The sequence below is a fragment of the Mesorhizobium sp. M8A.F.Ca.ET.057.01.1.1 genome, from assembly GCF_003952565.1.
Classification (GTDB): domain Bacteria; phylum Pseudomonadota; class Alphaproteobacteria; order Rhizobiales; family Rhizobiaceae; genus Mesorhizobium.
Genome location: NZ_CP034454.1, coordinates 3,605,723 through 3,623,401, shown reverse-complemented (window position 1 = coordinate 3,623,401; position 17,679 = coordinate 3,605,723). Strand labels below are relative to the sequence as shown.

Here is a 17,679-nt window from a genome sequence, read left to right as displayed (position 1 = left end):
CGGGCAAGCGTCGGCCGTGCCAGCTATCCGAACGAATCGGCATCATGGCGCAAGGCAGGCGAGGGGCGCCACGCTGCGATCAGATCGGCACGTCGAAGGTCACGATCGACACTTCGCCTTCGAGCGCGCCCTGGAAGGCCGAAAGATGCGGCTCATCGTCGGGCTCGCCCTCCATTTCGCCGATCTGGTCGAGCTCGGCCTCGGCGTAGCCTTCGGCAGCCAGCGATTCGAGCGCGCGGCGCACCGCCGAATCGTCATCGGGCGCCACCAGCATGACATGCACGCCTTCCGGCTTGCCGCCTTTCTTCTTCCACACCCGGCCGGTGATGATGGTGACCGGGCGTTCTTCATTGTCGTTCACGGGCCGATTCCTTCGCGGCGAGGGATTGTCAGTGTTCATGCGGCCTTTTCGCATGAAGCAAGGCCTCGCAACAGCCAAAAGCCATTCACTTTGCTAGAGGCTTGGCACTTTCTTCCTCGCCCTTGCCAAACGGCGAAAGAAAATTACATGCGGTTTTCGCATGGCTGCCAAGCCCCGGCTTCAATGCAATATTTGCCGCTGCGGGGTTGACGGTTCGCGGGCTTACGAGTAGAAGCCGCCCAGTCAGAACCGATGTGAGGCTCTCCCTTCCGAAGCGACACGCTTTGGAGTTTGTCTCAAACAGGGTTCGTTTTACGAGCGAAAAGACATTTCCGGCGTGCACGAAGCGGTTTCCGCTTCCTCTGCGATTTGTTCGGGCAAGACCGCGAGGCGCGGTTTGTGGCCCGAATTTGCGTATGGAAATGACGCTTTGAGCGAGCCTTGACCGGCACGAGACACGGAATTGAGAGACAAGAGGGTTTAATGCCTACCGTCAACCAGCTGATCCGCAAGCCGCGCATTGCGCCGGTGAAGCGCAACAAGGTCCCGGCCATGCAGCAGAACCCGCAGAAGCGGGGCGTCTGCACGCGCGTCTATACGACGACGCCGAAGAAGCCGAACTCGGCGCTTCGCAAGGTGGCCAAGATCCGCCTGACCAATGGTTTTGAAGTGATCGGTTACATCCCCGGCGAGGGTCACAACCTTCAGGAACACTCCGTGGTCATGATCCGCGGCGGCCGCGTCAAGGATCTTCCGGGCGTGCGCTACCACATTATCCGCGGCGTGCTCGACACGCAGGGCGTGAAGAACCGCAAGCAGCGCCGTTCGAAGTACGGCGCCAAGCGTCCGAAGTAAGATTTTCAGGCCTTGGCGTTGCTTGAATGCGCCGGGCTACGAGATTGAGAGACAAAAGCCATGTCGCGTCGTCACAGTGCAGAAAAGCGTGAGATCAACCCGGATCCCAAGTTCGGCGATCTGATCGTCACCAAGTTCATGAACGCCGTCATGTATGACGGCAAGAAGTCGGTTGCCGAGACCATCGTCTACGGCGCGCTGGACCAGGTCCAGTCGAAGACCAAGCAGGAGCCGGTCACCGTCTTCCACCAGGCGCTCGACAATGTCGCGCCGCATGTGGAAGTGCGTTCGCGCCGCGTTGGTGGCGCCACCTACCAGGTTCCGGTCGACGTTCGTCCCGAGCGTCGCCAGGCATTGGCGATCCGCTGGCTGATCGCCGCGGCCCGCAACCGCAACGAGACCACCATGGTCGACCGCCTCTCCGGCGAGCTGATGGACGCGGCCAACAACCGCGGCACCGCCGTGAAGAAGCGTGAAGACACCCACAAGATGGCTGAAGCCAACCGCGCTTTCGCACACTACCGCTGGTAAAGCGCGAACAGGACTGAGAGGCAGCTACGATGGCCCGCGAATACAAAATCGAAGACTACCGCAATTTCGGTATCATGGCGCATATCGACGCCGGCAAGACGACGACCACCGAGCGCGTCCTCTATTACACGGGCAAGTCGCACAAGATCGGCGAAGTGCACGACGGCGCTGCCACCATGGACTGGATGGAGCAGGAGCAGGAACGCGGCATCACCATCACGTCCGCTGCGACCACGACCTTCTGGAAGGGTCGTGACGGCAAGATGCACCGCTTCAACATCATCGACACCCCCGGACACGTCGACTTCACCATCGAGGTCGAGCGTTCGCTGCGCGTGCTCGACGGAGCCATCGCGCTGCTCGATGCCAATGCCGGTGTCGAGCCGCAGACGGAGACCGTCTGGCGCCAGGCCGACAAGTACCGCGTGCCGCGCATGATCTTCTGCAACAAGATGGACAAGATCGGCGCCGACTTCTACCGCTCGGTCGAGATGATCGGCTCGCGCCTCGGCGCGCAGGCTGTCGTCATGCAGCTGCCGATCGGCGCCGAGACCGAATTCAAGGGTGTCGTCGACCTCGTCGAGATGAACGCGCTGGTCTGGCGCGACGAGACGCTCGGCGCTGCCTGGGACGTCGTCGAGATCCCGGCCGACCTCAAGGCGCGTGCCGAGGAATACCGCGAGAAGATGATCGAAGCCGCCGTCGAAATGGACGAGACGGCGCTCGAGAACTACCTCGAAGGCAAGATGCCGTCGAATGACGAGATCCGTTCGCTGATCCGCAAGGGCACGATCGCGGTCAAGTTCTACCCGATGTTCTGCGGCTCGGCCTTCAAGAACAAGGGCGTGCAGCCGCTGCTCGACGCCGTTGTCGAATACCTGCCGTCGCCGGCCGATGTTCCGGCCATCAAGGGTGTTGATGCCAAGACCGACGCCGAGATCGAGCGTCATGCGGACGACAACGAGCCGCTGTCGATGCTCGCCTTCAAGATCATGAACGACCCGTTCGTCGGTTCGCTGACCTTTGCTCGCATCTATTCGGGCAAGCTCACCAAGGGCGTCTCTGTCGACAACACCGTGAAGGGCAAGAAGGAGCGCATCGGCCGCATGCTGCAGATGCATGCGAATTCGCGCGCCGACGTCGAAGAAGCTTTTGCCGGCGACATCGTCGCCCTGGCCGGCCTCAAGGACACCACCACCGGCGACACGCTGTGCGATCCGCTGCACCCGGTCATCCTCGAGCGCATGGAATTCCCCGATCCGGTCATCCAGATCGCCATTGAGCCGAAGACCAAGAACGACCAGGAAAAGATGGGCCTCGCCCTTCATCGCCTGGCTGCCGAGGATCCGTCCTTCCGCGTCAAGACCGACGAGGAAAGCGGCCAGACCATCATCTCCGGCATGGGCGAACTGCACCTCGACATCATCGTCGACCGCATGCGTCGCGAGTTCAAGGTCGAAGCCAATGTCGGCGCGCCGCAGGTGGCCTATCGCGAGACCATCACCCGCAAGCACGAGCAGGACTACACGCACAAGAAGCAGACCGGCGGTACCGGCCAGTTCGCGCGCGTCAAGGTTGTGTTCGAGCCGAATTCCGAGAGCGAGGACTTCGTGTTCGAGTCCAAGATCGTCGGCGGCGCGGTGCCGAAGGAATACATTCCGGGCGTCGAAAAGGGCATCCAGAGCGTCATGGGCGCTGGTCCGTTCGCCGGCTTCCCGATGATCGGCGTCAGGGCGACGCTCATCGACGGCGCCTACCACGACGTCGACTCCTCGGTCCTGGCCTTCGAAATCGCGTCCCGCGCGTGCTTCCGTGAAGCTGCTCCCAAGCTTGGCGTGCAGTTGCTTGAGCCGATCATGAAGGTCGAGGTGGTGACGCCGGAAGACTACGTCGGCAGCGTCATCGGTGACCTGAACGGCCGTCGCGGCCAGATCCAGGGCCAGGAAGCGCGCGGCGTGGCCGTCGTCATCAACGCGATGGTGCCGCTCGCCAACATGTTCAAGTACGTCGACAACCTGCGCTCGATGAGCCAGGGCCGCGCGGCTTACACGATGCAGTTCGATCACTACGAGCCGGTCCCGACCGCGGTCGCGCAGGAAGTTCAGAAGAAATACGCGTAACTCGAAAGAGCTGCCGCGGTAACGCAATTCAAAGCCCGCATGGGCGAGCAGGAAATGGAGACATCACATGGCAAAAGGTAAATTCGAGCGCACTAAGCCTCATGTGAACATCGGCACGATTGGTCACGTCGATCACGGCAAGACGTCGCTGACGGCTGCGATCACCAAGTATTTTGGCGAATACAAGCGCTATGACCAGATCGACGCGGCGCCGGAAGAGAAGGCGCGTGGCATCACCATCTCGACGGCTCACGTCGAATACGAGACCGAGAACCGCCACTACGCGCATGTCGACTGCCCCGGCCACGCCGACTATGTGAAGAACATGATCACCGGCGCCGCGCAGATGGACGGCGCGATCCTGGTCGTGTCGGCCGCCGACGGCCCGATGCCGCAGACCCGCGAGCACATCCTGCTTGCCCGTCAGGTCGGCGTGCCGTCGATCGTGGTGTTCCTCAACAAGGTCGACCAGGTCGACGACGCCGAGCTGCTCGAACTGGTCGAGCTGGAGGTTCGCGAGTTGCTGTCGAAGAACGAATTCCCCGGCGACGACATTCCGATCGTCAAGGGTTCGGCGCTTGCCGCACTTGAGGATTCGAACAAGACCATCGGCGAGGACGCGATCCGCGAGCTGATGGCTCAGGTCGACGCCTACATCCCGACGCCGGTTCGTCCGCTCGACAAGCCGTTCCTGATGCCGATCGAAGACGTGTTCTCGATCTCGGGCCGTGGCACGGTCGTGACCGGCCGCGTCGAGCGCGGCGTGGTCAAGGTCGGCGAGGAGCTGGAAATCATCGGCATCCGTCCGACGACCAAGACGACCTGCACGGGCGTGGAAATGTTCCGCAAGCTGCTCGATCAGGGCCAGGCTGGCGACAACATCGGCGCGCTGCTGCGCGGCGTTGATCGTGAAGGTGTCGAGCGCGGCCAGGTTCTGGCCAAGCCGGGCACGGTGAAGCCGCACAAGAAGTTCGTGGCCGAAGCCTACATCCTGACCAAGGACGAAGGTGGCCGTCACACGCCGTTCTTCACCAACTACCGTCCGCAGTTCTACTTCCGCACGACCGACGTGACCGGCATCGTGTCGCTGCCGGAAGGCACCGAGATGGTGATGCCTGGCGACAACATCACGGTCGATGTCGAGCTGATCGTGCCGATCGCCATGGAAGAGAAGCTGCGCTTCGCCATCCGTGAAGGCGGCCGCACCGTCGGTGCCGGCATCGTCGTCACCATCAAAGAGTAATTTGGACTTAAACCGATCTGTCGCGGGCGCCGGAGTTGCCCGCGCCGCGCCAGAACAAGGAAGTGACGCATGAACGGACAGAATATCCGCATCCGCCTGAAGGCGTTTGATCACCGCGTGCTCGACGCCTCGACGAAGGAAATCGTGTCGACGGCCAAGCGCACTGGTGCAAACGTCCGCGGCCCCATTCCGCTGCCGACGCGGATCGAAAAGTTCACGGTCAACCGGTCGCCTCACGTCGACAAGAAGAGCCGCGAGCAGTTCGAGATGCGCACGCACAAGCGTCTGCTCGACATCGTCGATCCGACCCCGCAGACCGTCGATGCTTTGATGAAGCTCGATCTGGCCGCCGGCGTCGACGTCGAGATCAAGCTCTAAGGGAATGAGAGCGCGGTAAGGGGCGGTGTCCCTGGCCCGGAACTCTAAAGGAATTGAACCGATGCGTTCAGGTGTGATTGCAAAGAAGGTGGGAATGACCCGCATCTATAATGATGCCGGGGAACATGTTCCCGTCACCGTTCTCCAGATGGAGAACTGCCAGGTCGTGGCACAGCGCACGCAGGAGAAGAATGGCTACACCGCCGTTCAGCTCGGCGTTGGCCTCGCCAAGGTGAAGAACACGTCGAAGGCGATGCGCGGCCATTTCGCGACCGCTTCCGTCGAGCCGAAGGCGAAGGTTGCCGAGTTCCGCGTCTCCGCCGACAACATGATCGATGTTGGCGCCGAGATCACCGTCGAGCACTTTGTCGCCGGCCAGAAGGTCGATGTGACGGGCACGACGATCGGCAAGGGTTTCCAGGGCGTCATCAAGCGTCACCACATGGGTGGTGGTCGCGCGACGCACGGTAACTCGGTCTCGCACCGTACGCACGGTTCGACCGGCCAGCGTCAGGACCCGGGCAAGGTGTTCAAGGGCAAGCATATGGCTGGCCACATGGGCGACGTCAGGGTCACCACGCAGAATGTCGAGATCGTCTCGACCGACGCCGACCGCGGCCTGATCCTGATCCGCGGTGCGGTTCCCGGATCGAAGGGCGCCTGGATCCTGGTCCGCGACGCGGCCAAGGTGGCGCTGCCGGCCAATGCGCCGAAGCCCGCCGCGATCCGCGCTGTTGCGGCAGCTGCGAAGAACGAGGCTCCGGCCACAGAGGGAGCGGAATAATGGATCTCAAGATCACAACGCTCGGCGGTAAAGACGCCGGCAAGGTGGAACTTTCCGACGGAATTTTCGGCCTTGATCCGCGCGAGGACATCCTGCAGCGCGTCGTGCGCTGGCAGCTTGCCAAGAAGCAGCAGGGCACGCACAAGGCCAAGGGCCGCGCCGAAATCGCGCGCACCGGCGCCAAGATGTACAAGCAGAAGGGTACGGGCCGCGCCCGTCACCACTCGGCACGCGCTCCGCAGTTCCGCGGCGGCGGCAAGGCCCACGGCCCGGTCGTTCGCAGCCATGAGCATGAACTGCCCAAGAAGGTTCGTGCGCTTGGCCTCAAGCATGCTCTGTCGGCCAAGGCCAAGAGTGCGTCGATCATCATCGTCGACGAGCTGAAGCTGACTGAGGCCAAGACGAAGGCGCTGATCGCGAATTTCGCGACGCTGGGCCTGACCAACGCCCTGGTGATTGGCGGCGCCGAGCTTGACAAGAACTTCAAGCTGGCAGCCACCAACATCCCCAACATCGACGTGCTGCCCATCCAGGGCATCAACGTCTACGACATTCTGCGCCGCGGTACGCTGGTCCTTTCGAAGGCCGCCGTCGAGGCTCTCGAGGAGCGCTTTAAATGACCGACCTTCGTCACTACGACGTGATCGTCTCGCCGGCGATCACCGAAAAGTCGACCATGGCCTCCGAGCAGAACCAGGTCGTCTTCAACGTCGCCAAGAAGGCGTCGAAGCCGGAAATCAAGGCCGCCGTCGAAGCGCTGTTCGGCGTCAAGGTGATGGCCGTGAACACGCTTGTCCGCAAGGGCAAGATCAAGCGCTTCCGCGGCACGATCGGCCGCCAGAGCGACGTCAAGAAGGCGATTGTGACGCTGGCCGATGGCCAGTCGATCGACGTCGCGACGGGTCTCTGAGCAAGGCCGCGAGGACAGGACAATGGCACTTAAGAAATTCAACCCGATAACGCCGAGCACCCGCCAGCTGGTCATCGTCGACCGCTCCGGCCTCTACAAGGGCAAGCCCGTCAAGGGCCTGACCGAAGGCCTGACCAAGTCGGGCGGCCGCAACAATTACGGCCGCATCACGGCCCGCTTCATCGGCGGCGGTCACAAGCGTTCGTACCGCATCATCGACTTCAAGCGCCGCAAGTTCGACGTCGTCGGCACGGTCGAGCGCATCGAATACGATCCGAACCGCACCGCCTTCATCGCGCTGATCAAGTATGATGATGGTGAGCTGTCCTACATCATCGCTCCGCAGCGTCTGGCTCCCGGCGACAAGATCGTGGCGGGCGAAGCGGTCGACGTGAAGCCGGGCAACGCGATGCCGCTGGCCTCGATGCCGGTCGGCACCATCGTCCACAACATCGAGCTGAAGCCGGGCAAGGGCGCCCAGGTTGCCCGCTCCGCGGGTGGCTACGGCCAGCTGGTCGGTCGTGACCAGGGTATGGCGATCCTGCGCCTCAACTCGGGCGAGCAGCGTGTCGTTCACGGCTCCTGCATGGCCACTGTCGGTGCCGTGTCCAATCCGGATCACGGCAACATCAATGACGGCAAGGCCGGCCGCACGGTTTGGCGTGGCAAGCGTCCGCACAATCGCGGCGTGACCATGAACCCGGTCGACCATCCGCACGGCGGCGGCGAAGGCCGCACCTCCGGTGGCCGTCATCCGGTCAGCCCGTGGGGCAAGCCGACCAAAGGCAAGAAGACGCGGTCCAACAAGGCGACCGACAAGTTCATCCTGCGCTCGCGCCATCAGCGCAAGAGCTAAGAAGAGGTAACGCCAAGTGACTCGTTCTATTTGGAAAGGCCCCTTCATCGACGGCTACCTTCTCAAGAAGGTGGATAAGGTTCGTGAAGGTGGTCGCAATGAGGTGATCAAGATGTGGAGCCGTCGCTCTACCATCCTGCCGCAGTTCGTCGGCTTCACCTTCGGTGTCTACAACGGCCAGAAGCACGTTCCCGTCGCGGTGAACGAGGACATGGTCGGTCACAAGTTCGGTGAATTCGCTCCGACGCGGACCTATTACGGTCACGGCGCGGATAAGAAGGCGAAGAGGAAATAATCATGGGCAAGGCCAAAGCTCCGCGCAGGCTTGCTGACAACGAAGCGCGCGCCGTGTTGCGCACGATCCGTATCAGCCCGCAGAAGTTGAACCTGGTTGCCGCGCTGATCCGCGGCAAGAAGGTCGCGACAGCGCTTTCCGATCTCGAATTCTCGGCCAAGCGGATTTCCGGCACGGTCAAGAAGACGCTGGAATCGGCAATCGCCAACGCGGAAAACAACCACGACCTCGACGTCGATGCGCTGATCGTGGCGGAAGCCTATGTCGGCAAGTCGATCGTCATGAAGCGGTTCCACGCTCGTGGCCGTGGTCGCGCCAGCCGTATCGAGAAGCCGTTCTCGCACCTCACGATCGTCGTTCGTGAAGTCGAAGAAAAAGGGGAGGCCGCATAATGGGCCAGAAAGTCAATCCGATCGGTCTTCGCCTCGGCATCAACCGCACCTGGGATTCGCGCTGGTTCGCGAACACCGGCGAGTACGGCAAGCTGCTGCATGAGGACATCAAGATCCGCAAGTATCTTGAGAAGGAACTCAAGCAGGCTGCGATCTCCAAGGTCGTGATCGAGCGCCCGCACAAGAAGTGCCGCGTCACCATCCATGCCGCGCGCCCGGGTCTGATCATCGGCAAGAAGGGCGCCGACATCGAGAAGCTTCGCAAGAAGCTGATGGAGATGACGAAGTCCGAGACGCACCTCAACATCGTCGAAGTGCGCAAGCCGGAAATCGACGCGACCCTGGTCGCACAGTCGATCGCCCAGCAGCTCGAGCGCCGCATTGCGTTCCGCCGCGCCATGAAGCGTGCCGTGCAGTCGGCCATGCGCCTCGGTGCCGAAGGCATCCGCATCAACTGCGCCGGCCGTCTTGGCGGCGCCGAGATCGCGCGCATGGAATGGTACCGTGAAGGTCGCGTGCCGCTGCATACGCTGCGCGCCGATGTCGACTACGGCACGGCCGAGGCGAATACGGCCTATGGCATTTGCGGCGTCAAGGTCTGGGTATTCAAAGGCGAGATCCTCGAGCACGATCCGATGGCTTCGGAGCGTCGTGCGACCGAGGGTGATGCCGCGCATGGCGGTGGTGGTGATCGCGAACGCGGTCGTCGTCGCGAAAACGCCTGAGACATTTAGGAATTTGGAGTTAGAACGATGCTGCAGCCAAAGCGCACAAAGTTCCGCAAGCAGTTCAAGGGCCGTATCCATGGTACCGCAAAGGGCGGCACCAACCTGGATTTCGGTGGTTTCGGGCTGAAGGCGCTTGAGCCGAACCGCGTCACCGCGCGTGAGATCGAGGCGGCCCGCCGCGCGATCACTCGCGAAATGAAGCGCGCTGGCCGCGTCTGGATCCGTATTTTCCCGGACGTGCCGGTCACTTCGAAGCCGACCGAAGTCCGCATGGGCAAGGGCAAGGGCGCGGTCGACTACTGGGCGGCGCGCGTCAAGCCGGGCCGCATCATGTTCGAGATCGACGGCGTCAATGAAGAAACCGCCCGTGAGGCGCTGCGTCTCGGCGCGGCCAAGCTCTCGGTCAGGACGCGCTTCGTACAGCGCATCGCAGAATAAGGACGGGCTGATCATGAAAGCCGAAGACATCCGGACCAAGACCCAGGACCAGCTGACCGACGACCTGGCCAGCCTGAAGAAGGAGCAGTTCAACCTGCGCTTCCAGAAGGCCACCGGCCAGCTCGAGAAGACCGCGCGCGTGAGGCAGGTTCGCAAGGACATTGCGCGTATCAAGACCATCGCTGCGGAAAAGTCCGCAGCCAAGAAGGCTTAAGGACGAAAACCATGCCAAAGCGCATTCTGCAGGGCACCGTCGTCAGCGACAAGAACGAGAAGACGGTTGTCGTCAAGGTCGAACGGCGCTTCACGCATCCCGTGATGAAGAAGACCGTGCGCATGACCAAGAAGTACAAGGCGCACGACGAGAACAACGCCCACAAGGTCGGCGATCAGGTGTTCATCCAGGAATCGAAGCCGATTTCCAAGGATAAGCGCTGGATCGTCGTATCCTCGGACCAGGCGTAAACAAACGAATTTTGGACAGACCGGGGAGGGGCTTCGAGCCCGTCCCGTTAGAAAAGAAGAAGGCGGCCAGTCATGATTCAGATGCAAACAAACCTCGACGTGGCGGATAATTCCGGTGCGCGTCGTGTCATGTGCATCAAGGTGCTGGGCGGCTCGAAGCGGAAATACGCTTCCGTGGGCGACATCATCGTGGTGTCGATCAAGGAAGCCATTCCGCGCGGCCGCGTTAAGAAGGGCGATGTGATGAAGGCGGTCGTGGTTCGCACGGCCAAGGACATCCGCCGCCCGGACGGCAGCGTGATCCGTTTCGACAAGAACGCGGCCGTTCTCGTCGACAACAAGAAAGAGCCGATCGGCACGCGTATCTTCGGACCGGTTCCGCGCGAACTTCGCGCCAAGAACCACATGAAGATCATCTCGCTCGCGCCTGAAGTGCTGTAAGGAGCCGGACCAATGCAAAAGATTAGAAAAGGCGACAAGGTCGTCGTGCTGGCCGGCAAGGACAAGGGCCGTTCGGGCGAAGTCCTCTCGGTTCAGCCGAAGGATGACACCGCGTTGGTGCGCGGCGTCAACATGATCCGTCGTCACCAGAAGCAGTCCCAGTCCCAAGAGGGCGGGATCATTACCAAGGAAGCGCCGATCCAGCTGTCGAACATCGCGCTGGCCGACCCGAAGGATGGCAAGCCGACCCGCGTCGGTTTCATCTTCCAGAAGGACGGCAAGAAGGTGCGCGTCGCCAAGCGCTCGGGAGAAGTCATCAATGGCTAAGGCCCAAACCAAGCAGGCGACTGCCAACAACACGCCGCGCCTCAAGCAGGTCTACAACGAGACCATTCGCAAGGCGCTACAGGAGCAGTTCGGCTACGACAACGACATGCAGGTTCCGCGCCTCGACAAGATCGTGCTGAACATGGGTGTCGGCGAAGCGACCGCCGATTCGAAGAAGCCTTCGGTCGCGGCCGAAGACCTGGCGATGATCGCCGGCCAGAAGGCCGTCGTCACCCGTGCCCGCAATTCGATCGCTGGCTTCAAGGTCCGCGAGAACATGCCGATCGGCGCCAAGGTCACGCTGCGCAAGGAACGTATGTACGAGTTCCTCGACCGCCTCGTGAACATCGCGCTGCCGCGCGTCCGCGACTTCCGCGGACTGAACCCCAAGAGCTTCGATGGCCGTGGCAACTACGCCATGGGCATCAAGGAGCACATCGTGTTCCCGGAGATCAACTACGACAAGGTTGATCAGATCTGGGGCATGGACGTCATCGTTTGTACGACTGCGAAGACGGACGACGAAGCCAGGGCTTTGCTCAAGGCTTTCAACTTCCCCTTCCGCCAGTAACGGCAGCGAGAAAAGGAAAAATCTGAAATGGCAAAGACCAGCTCAGTCGAGAAGAACAACAGGCGCCGCAAGCTTGCCGACCAGTACGGTCCCAAGCGCGCTGCTCTGAAGGCGATCATCATGGATCAGTCCAAGCCGATGGAAGAGCGCTTCCGCGCTCAGCTGAAGCTTGCTGCCCTGCCGCGCAACTCGGCCAAGATCCGCATCCGCAACCGCTGCGAAGTCACCGGCCGTCCGCGTGCCTACTATCGCAAGCTCAAAGTATCGCGCATCGCGCTTCGGGATCTCGGCAACAACGGCCAGATCCCGGGCCTGGTCAAGTCGAGCTGGTAAGGAGGACATAACATGTCATTGAGCGATCCTCTCGGCGATATGCTGACCCGCATCCGCAACGCCTATGGCCGCAAGAAGTCGAGTGTCTCGACGCCGGCCTCGCGTCTGCGCACCCGCGTCCTCGACGTGCTGAAGGCTGAAGGCTATATCCGCGATTACAGCCAGACCGACTTCGACAACGGCAAGTCCGAGATCGAAATCGAGCTGAAGTATTTCGACGGTGCTCCGGTCGTGCGCGAAATCGCCCGCGTTTCGAAGCCCGGCCGCCGCGTTTACGTTTCGGCCAAGTCGATCCCGCACGTCGCCAACGGCCTCGGCATCGCCATCCTTTCGACACCGAAGGGCGTGATGGCCGACCACGAAGCACGCGAGCAGAACGTCGGCGGCGAGATCCTCTGCCAGATCTTCTGATCTGGCAGCTCACCGCAAATTGGAATCCGGTCTTCGGATCGTTCCGAAGACAGAGACCTGAAACAAGAGAAGTGACGAGGACAACAAAATGTCTCGTATTGGAAAGAAACCCGTTTCGCTGCCGCAGGGCGTGACCGCGACCGTCAACGGCCAGACCGTGACGGCGAAGGGCCCCAAGGGCGAGCTGAAGTTCGTGGTGAACGACGAAGTGCTGGTCAAGATGGAAGGCAGCGAGATCGCTGTCCAGCCGCGCGACCAGACCAAGACCGCCCGCTCCAAATGGGGCATGTCGCGCACGCAGATCGTCAACATCCTGCAGGGCGTCAAGGACGGCTTCGAGAAGAAGCTCGAGATCACCGGCGTCGGCTATCGCGCTGCTTTGCAGGGTAAGAACCTGCAGCTGGCTCTTGGCTTCAGCCATGATGTCGTCTACGAGACGCCGGCCGGCATCACGATCACCGTGCCGAAGCCGACCGAAATCACCGTGGCCGGCATCGACAAGCAGCAGGTCGGCCAGGTTGCCGCAGAGATCCGCGAATACCGCGGTCCCGAGCCTTACAAGGGCAAGGGCGTCCGTTACGCTGGCGAGAAGATCGTCCGCAAGGAAGGCAAGAAGAAGTAATCGGCTTGGCTTGGAAAAGTCGCGGACTTTTCGGACAGGACCAAGCCACGGAAGTGTAACGCCGCGGGGAGCGGTCGCGGGAGGCGCTTCGCCTACCGCATATGACGGCCCCCGTTTTTGAAGGCAAGGAAGACATCATGGGTACCAAGGAAGCCATCCAGCGCCGTGCGCAGCGCGTCCGTCGCCAGATCAAGAAAGTCGCCGGCGAACGTCCGCGTCTTTCGGTGCACCGCACGTCGAAGAACATCTACGTCCAGGTGATCGATGACGCCAAGGGCCACACCATCGCTGCCGCCTCGACGCTCGAGAAGGACCTCAAGGGTTCGCTCAAGACCGGCGCCGACACCGCCGCCGCCGCCGCGATCGGCAAGCTGATCGCCGAGCGCGCTACTAAGGCCGGCATCAAGGAAGTCGTTTTCGACCGTGGCCCGTACATCTATCACGGCCGCGTCAAGGCGCTGGCCGAGGCTGCCCGCGAAGGCGGTCTCAGCTTCTGATGCATGATCCCGAAAAGTTGCAGACTTTTCGGACAAGATCATGCAAAGGAGAAGTTCACCGCTGATGACCCAAAAGCGGCGTCAGCAATCAGCAACCCGTGCTTCCGGAAAAGAACAAGGAACAGGATATGGCACAGGAACGTAGGGAAGGCGGCCGCGGCCGCGAGCGTGAAGAACGCGATGACGGCATGGTGGACAAGCTCGTCCACATCAATCGCGTCGCCAAGGTCGTCAAGGGTGGCCGCCGCTTCGGCTTCGCCGCGCTCGTCGTCGTCGGCGACCAGAAGGGCCGTGTCGGCTTCGGTCATGGCAAGGCGCGCGAAGTGCCGGAAGCCATCCGCAAGGCAACCGAATCGGCCAAGCGCGACATGATCTTCGTGCCGCTGCGCTCGGGGCGCACGCTGCATCACGACGTCGAAGGACGCTGGGGTGCGGGCCGCGTGCTGCTGCGCGCCGCCAAGCAGGGTACCGGCATCATCGCCGGCGGCCCGATGCGCGCCGTCTTCGAGACGCTCGGCATGCATGACGTGGTCGCCAAGTCGATGGGGTCGTCGAACCCCTACAACATGGTCCGCGCCACTTTCGACGCGCTGAAGAGCCAGATGCATCCCAAGGATGTGGCTGCCGCGCGCGGCATCAAGTATTCGACCCTTCAGGCCCGCCGCGGCACCGCCGTTGCGGCTGAAGAATAGTCGATCTGACCAGGGATTTTGACCATGGCCAAGAAAGCAACCAAGACCATCACCGTTGAGCAGATCGGCTCGCCGATCCGCCGTCCGAAGGAACAGCGCGCGACGCTGGTCGGCCTCGGCCTCAACAAGATGCACAAGCAGCGCACGCTGGAAGATACGCCCTCCGTGCGCGGCATGATCGCCGCCGTCCAGCATCTCGTCCGCGTCGTGGACGAGGGCTGAGCCAAAGCGCAGGAGAAGCAAGATGAAACTCAACGATCTGCGTGACAAGGACGGCGCGACGCACTCCAAGAAGCGTCTCGGCCGCGGCATCGGCTCCGGTTCGGGCAAGACCGCCGGTCGCGGCGTCAAGGGCCAGAAGGCGCGCTCCGGCGTTGCCGTCAACGGCTTCGAGGGTGGCCAGATGCCGCTTTACCGGCGCCTGCCGAAGCGTGGCTTCAACAACATCTTCGCCAAGAGCTTTGTTGTCGTATCGCTGGCCCGCATCCAGGAAGCCGTCGATGCCAAGAAGCTTGACGCCAAGGCAACCGTGACGGCCGAGGCGCTTGTCGCCGCCGGCGTCATCCGTCGCGTCAAGGATGGCGTGCGCGTGCTGTCCGACGGCGAACTCAAGGCCAAGCTCGCCTTCGACGTCGCCGGCGCCTCCAAGGCCGCGATCGAGAAGATCGAAAAGGCCGGCGGGTCGGTCAAGCTGCCGGAAAAGGCAGCTGCCGAGTAACGGCAATTTGAAGCGCGGCCGGCAAGAGTGGCATCCGTTTTCGCTTTCGATCGCGCTTTGATCTGCTCAATTTAGCGGCCGCGTCAACGCGGCCGCTTGCATGTTTACAGCCCGGAGCTTATCTCGTGAGCTTCGGTGAAACGCACCGCCTGACCTCACGGGCCATCAAGCGTTACCAAGCGGAGAATCAGGCATGGCTTCGGCTGCTGAACAACTAGCCTCGAATCTGAATTTCTCGGCCTTCGCCAAGGCGGAGGACCTGAAGAAACGCATCTGGTTCACCATCGGCGCGTTGCTCGTCTATCGCCTCGGCACCTACATCCCGCTTCCCGGCATCAATCCCGATGCCTTCGCCCAGGCCTTCTCCTCGCAGAGCAAGGGCGTGCTCGGCATGTTCAACATGTTCGCCGGCGGCGCCGTGCAGCGCATGGCGATCTTTGCGCTCGGCATCATGCCCTATATCTCCGCCTCCATCATCATGCAGCTGATGACATCGGTCATTCCCTCGCTGGAAGCGCTGAAGAAGGAAGGCGAGCAGGGCCGCAAGGTCATCAACCAGTACACGCGCTACGGCACTGTGCTTCTGGCGCTAGTGCAGGCCTACGGCATTTCGGTGGGGCTGGAGAACGGCAACGGCATCGTCAGCGACCCCGGCATGTTCTTCCGCATCTCCACGGTCGTCACGCTGGTCGGCGGCACCATGTTCCTGATGTGGCTCGGCGAGCAGATCACCGCGCGCGGCATCGGTAACGGCATCTCGCTGATCATCTTCTCCGGCATCGTCGCTGGTCTCCCGCACGCCATTTCCGGCACGCTGGAGCTCGGCCGCACCGGCGCCCTGTCCACCGGTCTGATCCTGGCGATCATCGTGCTGGCCATCGTCGTCATCGCGCTTATCGTCTTTTTCGAGCGCGCCCAGCGCCGCCTGCTGATCCAGTATCCGAAGCGCCAGGTCGGCAACCGCATGTTCCAGGGCGATACCTCGCACCTGCCGCTCAAGCTCAACACGTCGGGCGTCATCCCGCCGATCTTCGCGTCCTCGCTGCTGCTGCTGCCGGCCACCGTCGCCGGCTTCTCGCAGACGACCAACATGCCGGCCTGGGCGAGCACCATCCTGGCCTCGCTCGGCCACGGCCAGCCGCTCTACATGGCATTCTACGCGGCGATGATCGTGTTCTTCGCCTTCTTCTACACTGCGATTGTCTTCAACCCGAAGGACACCGCCGATCAGCTCAAGAAGCATTCGGGCTTCATCCCGGGCTATCGCCCGGGCGAGCGCACCGCCGATTACATCGATTACGTTCTCACCCGCATCACCGTCGTCGGCGCCATCTATCTGGTGCTGGTGTGCCTGCTGCCGGAGTTCCTGATCTCGGCGACTGGCGTACCATTCTACCTTGGTGGCACATCGCTTCTGATCGTGGTCAGTGTCACGCTCGATACGGTTGCGCAGATTCAGGGTCACCTGATCGCGCACCAGTATGAAGGCCTGATCAAGAAGTCGAAGCTGCGCGGGGGAAGAAAGCCAGATGAGGTTGATTTTGCTTGGGCCGCCGGGGGCGGGCAAGGGGACACAAGCACAAAGACTGGTAGAAAAACACGGCATACCCCAGCTCTCGACGGGTGACATGCTGCGTGCCGCCGTCCAGGCGGGTACCGAGGTCGGCAAGCGCGCCAAGGCGGTGATGGATGCCGGTGAACTGGTATCCGACGCCATCGTCAACGCCATCGTCGCAGAACGCATCGATCAGGCCGACTGCGCCAAGGGGTTCATCCTCGACGGCTACCCGCGTACGCTGGTGCAGGCCGATGCGGTTGAATCGATGCTCTCGGAGCGCGGCATTGGTCTCGATACGGTCATCGAACTCGTCGTCGATGACAGGGCCCTGGTGGGCCGCATCGTCAAGCGCGCCGATGATGCTAAGGCCGCCGGCCAGCCGGTGCGCAAGGACGACAATCCCGCTGTGTTCGAAGAGCGCCTGCGGGAGTACTACAAGAAGACAGCTCCGCTGACCGGCTACTATTACGCCAAGGGCAAGCTCAAGACTGTGGACGGCATGGCCAGTATCGACGCGGTGACCGCCGAGATCGAGACCGTGCTGGCAGCGGCCGCGAAGACGCGGTAAGGGAATTTAAAGAATAAGCTTGACGGAGACGGTTCGCTGCGGTATGGCGGCCCGTCTTCCTATCAGGTGCGCACTTTGCTTGTCCGCAAGGGCAAGGCAGTCGCTTTGAACGGAAACTCCCGCAAGGGCCGGCCTCCACCGGACGCGGGGTAATTTGAACAGCGCCGGGATCTACCTTGTTGAAGGTTGTCCGGTCCACATGGAGAAGAGAAGAACATGGCTCGTATAGCCGGCGTCAACATTCCGACCAACAAGCGCGTCGTCATCGCGCTTCAGTACATTCACGGCATTGGCAAGAAGTTCGCCCAGGAGATCGTCGACAAGGTCGGCATCCCGGCCGAGCGCCGCGTCAACCAGCTGACCGACGCGGAAGTGCTGCAGATCCGCGAGACCATCGACCGCGATTACCAGGTCGAAGGCGACCTGCGTCGCGAAGTGTCGATGAACATCAAGCGTCTGATGGACCTCGGCTGCTACCGCGGCCTGCGTCACCGCCGCTCGCTGCCGGTTCGCGGTCAGCGCACCCATACCAATGCACGTACCCGCAAGGGCCCGGCCAAGTCGATTGCCGGCAAGAAGAAGTAA

29 protein-coding genes are annotated in these 17,679 nt (G+C 62.0%); 28 read left to right on the top strand and 1 reads right to left on the bottom strand.

The genetic code is table 11. The features are described 5' to 3' along the window. Positions 1-79: 79 nt before the first annotated feature. Positions 80-361, bottom strand: a complete 282-nt coding sequence (locus tag EJ077_RS17105; protein ID WP_208695360.1) for a transcriptional regulator — start codon at positions 359-361, stop codon at positions 80-82. 483 nt (positions 362-844) lie between these two features. On the opposite strand from EJ077_RS17105, the gene rpsL reads away from it, so the two are divergent. The 28 genes from rpsL to rpsM all read left to right on the top strand — a co-directional run bounded on the left by rpsL (position 845) and on the right by rpsM (position 17,679). Then, a complete protein-coding gene (rpsL, locus tag EJ077_RS17100) occupies positions 845-1,216 on the top strand; it encodes a 30S ribosomal protein S12 (RefSeq protein ID WP_006333356.1) in 372 nt (123 codons plus the stop codon). A gap of 60 nt (positions 1,217-1,276) precedes the next feature. Then, positions 1,277-1,747, top strand: a complete 471-nt coding sequence (gene rpsG, locus EJ077_RS17095; protein ID WP_008875664.1) for a 30S ribosomal protein S7 — start codon at positions 1,277-1,279, stop codon at positions 1,745-1,747. A gap of 29 nt (positions 1,748-1,776) precedes the next feature. Then, positions 1,777-3,867 (top strand): elongation factor G, encoded by a 2,091-nt coding sequence (fusA, locus tag EJ077_RS17090; RefSeq protein WP_127869367.1) that lies wholly within the window; start codon positions 1,777-1,779, stop codon positions 3,865-3,867. A gap of 67 nt (positions 3,868-3,934) precedes the next feature. After that, positions 3,935-5,110 carry an elongation factor Tu gene (tuf, locus tag EJ077_RS17085; protein ID WP_127869375.1) on the top strand — a complete coding sequence of 392 codons (1,176 nt, stop codon included), beginning with the start codon at positions 3,935-3,937 and terminating at the stop codon, positions 5,108-5,110. Positions 5,111-5,179: 69 nt separating this feature from the next. Further along, complete coding sequence (gene rpsJ, locus EJ077_RS17080; RefSeq protein ID WP_010909272.1) at positions 5,180-5,488, top strand: 30S ribosomal protein S10; 309 nt, start codon at positions 5,180-5,182, stop codon at positions 5,486-5,488. 61 nt (positions 5,489-5,549) lie between these two features. Beyond that, entirely contained in the window at positions 5,550-6,272 is a 723-nt protein-coding gene (rplC, locus tag EJ077_RS17075) for a 50S ribosomal protein L3 (RefSeq protein WP_208695359.1), read from the top strand. After that, positions 6,272-6,892 carry a 50S ribosomal protein L4 gene (gene rplD / locus EJ077_RS17070; RefSeq protein ID WP_127869366.1) on the top strand — a complete coding sequence of 207 codons (621 nt, stop codon included), beginning with the start codon at positions 6,272-6,274 and terminating at the stop codon, positions 6,890-6,892. The genes rplC and rplD overlap by 1 nt, the downstream gene beginning before the upstream one ends. Continuing rightward, a complete protein-coding gene (locus EJ077_RS17065; RefSeq protein ID WP_010909275.1) occupies positions 6,889-7,182 on the top strand; it encodes a 50S ribosomal protein L23 in 294 nt (97 codons plus the stop codon). The genes rplD and EJ077_RS17065 overlap by 4 nt, the downstream gene beginning before the upstream one ends. Positions 7,183-7,204: 22 nt before the next feature. After that, positions 7,205-8,038, top strand: coding sequence for a 50S ribosomal protein L2 (gene rplB / locus EJ077_RS17060; protein WP_127278266.1), 834 nt, complete (start codon positions 7,205-7,207; stop codon positions 8,036-8,038). Between the two features lie 16 nt (positions 8,039-8,054). Then, positions 8,055-8,333 carry a 30S ribosomal protein S19 gene (gene rpsS, locus EJ077_RS17055; protein WP_027044977.1) on the top strand — a complete coding sequence of 93 codons (279 nt, stop codon included), beginning with the start codon at positions 8,055-8,057 and terminating at the stop codon, positions 8,331-8,333. 2 nt (positions 8,334-8,335) lie between these two features. Continuing rightward, positions 8,336-8,725: a 50S ribosomal protein L22 gene (gene rplV / locus EJ077_RS17050; RefSeq protein ID WP_006205462.1), complete on the top strand. Its 390-nt coding sequence runs from the start codon at positions 8,336-8,338 to the stop codon at positions 8,723-8,725. After that, positions 8,725-9,450, top strand: coding sequence for a 30S ribosomal protein S3 (gene rpsC, locus EJ077_RS17045; protein ID WP_013895697.1), 726 nt, complete (start codon positions 8,725-8,727; stop codon positions 9,448-9,450). The genes rplV and rpsC overlap by 1 nt, the downstream gene beginning before the upstream one ends. Before the next feature lie 27 nt (positions 9,451-9,477). After that, entirely contained in the window at positions 9,478-9,891 is a 414-nt protein-coding gene (rplP, locus tag EJ077_RS17040) for a 50S ribosomal protein L16 (RefSeq protein ID WP_006205460.1), read from the top strand. A 13-nt stretch (positions 9,892-9,904) separates the two neighbouring features. Continuing rightward, the gene (gene rpmC, locus EJ077_RS17035; protein ID WP_006205459.1) at positions 9,905-10,105 is read left to right on the top strand and encodes a 50S ribosomal protein L29; all 201 of its coding nucleotides are present in this window, start codon (positions 9,905-9,907) and stop codon (positions 10,103-10,105) included. 11 nt (positions 10,106-10,116) lie between these two features. Next, positions 10,117-10,356, top strand: coding sequence for a 30S ribosomal protein S17 (gene rpsQ, locus EJ077_RS17030; RefSeq protein WP_010909280.1), 240 nt, complete (start codon positions 10,117-10,119; stop codon positions 10,354-10,356). Positions 10,357-10,428: 72 nt separating this feature from the next. Beyond that, the gene (rplN, locus tag EJ077_RS17025; RefSeq protein WP_006205457.1) at positions 10,429-10,797 is read left to right on the top strand and encodes a 50S ribosomal protein L14; all 369 of its coding nucleotides are present in this window, start codon (positions 10,429-10,431) and stop codon (positions 10,795-10,797) included. Between the two features lie 12 nt (positions 10,798-10,809). After that, positions 10,810-11,124 (top strand): 50S ribosomal protein L24, encoded by a 315-nt coding sequence (gene rplX, locus EJ077_RS17020; protein WP_006205456.1) that lies wholly within the window; start codon positions 10,810-10,812, stop codon positions 11,122-11,124. Continuing rightward, positions 11,117-11,695 carry a 50S ribosomal protein L5 gene (gene rplE / locus EJ077_RS17015; RefSeq protein ID WP_127278265.1) on the top strand — a complete coding sequence of 193 codons (579 nt, stop codon included), beginning with the start codon at positions 11,117-11,119 and terminating at the stop codon, positions 11,693-11,695. Before rplX ends, rplE begins: the two co-directional genes overlap by 8 nt. Positions 11,696-11,722: 27 nt before the next feature. After that, on the top strand, positions 11,723-12,028 hold the full coding sequence (rpsN, locus tag EJ077_RS17010) for a 30S ribosomal protein S14 (protein WP_010909282.1): 306 nt from the start codon (positions 11,723-11,725) through the stop codon (positions 12,026-12,028). Positions 12,029-12,040: 12 nt separating this feature from the next. Next, the gene (gene rpsH, locus EJ077_RS17005) at positions 12,041-12,439 is read left to right on the top strand and encodes a 30S ribosomal protein S8 (protein ID WP_006205453.1); all 399 of its coding nucleotides are present in this window, start codon (positions 12,041-12,043) and stop codon (positions 12,437-12,439) included. An 88-nt stretch (positions 12,440-12,527) separates the two neighbouring features. Beyond that, on the top strand, positions 12,528-13,061 hold the full coding sequence (gene rplF, locus EJ077_RS17000) for a 50S ribosomal protein L6 (protein ID WP_013895694.1): 534 nt from the start codon (positions 12,528-12,530) through the stop codon (positions 13,059-13,061). A 137-nt stretch (positions 13,062-13,198) separates the two neighbouring features. Continuing rightward, positions 13,199-13,558 (top strand): 50S ribosomal protein L18, encoded by a 360-nt coding sequence (gene rplR / locus EJ077_RS16995; protein WP_027145576.1) that lies wholly within the window; start codon positions 13,199-13,201, stop codon positions 13,556-13,558. A gap of 128 nt (positions 13,559-13,686) precedes the next feature. Beyond that, entirely contained in the window at positions 13,687-14,250 is a 564-nt protein-coding gene (gene rpsE, locus EJ077_RS16990; RefSeq protein WP_032933400.1) for a 30S ribosomal protein S5, read from the top strand. Between the two features lie 24 nt (positions 14,251-14,274). Continuing rightward, positions 14,275-14,472: a 50S ribosomal protein L30 gene (gene rpmD, locus EJ077_RS16985; RefSeq protein ID WP_006205449.1), complete on the top strand. Its 198-nt coding sequence runs from the start codon at positions 14,275-14,277 to the stop codon at positions 14,470-14,472. A gap of 22 nt (positions 14,473-14,494) precedes the next feature. Further along, positions 14,495-14,968, top strand: a complete 474-nt coding sequence (gene rplO, locus EJ077_RS16980) for a 50S ribosomal protein L15 (protein ID WP_095775807.1) — start codon at positions 14,495-14,497, stop codon at positions 14,966-14,968. Between the two features lie 193 nt (positions 14,969-15,161). Next, positions 15,162-16,595 (top strand): preprotein translocase subunit SecY, encoded by a 1,434-nt coding sequence (secY, locus tag EJ077_RS16975; protein ID WP_245458441.1) that lies wholly within the window; start codon positions 15,162-15,164, stop codon positions 16,593-16,595. Next, positions 16,498-17,094 (top strand): adenylate kinase, encoded by a 597-nt coding sequence (locus EJ077_RS16970; RefSeq protein ID WP_208695358.1) that lies wholly within the window; start codon positions 16,498-16,500, stop codon positions 17,092-17,094. Before secY ends, EJ077_RS16970 begins: the two co-directional genes overlap by 98 nt. A gap of 216 nt (positions 17,095-17,310) precedes the next feature. After that, on the top strand, positions 17,311-17,679 hold the full coding sequence (gene rpsM / locus EJ077_RS16965) for a 30S ribosomal protein S13 (RefSeq protein ID WP_006205445.1): 369 nt from the start codon (positions 17,311-17,313) through the stop codon (positions 17,677-17,679).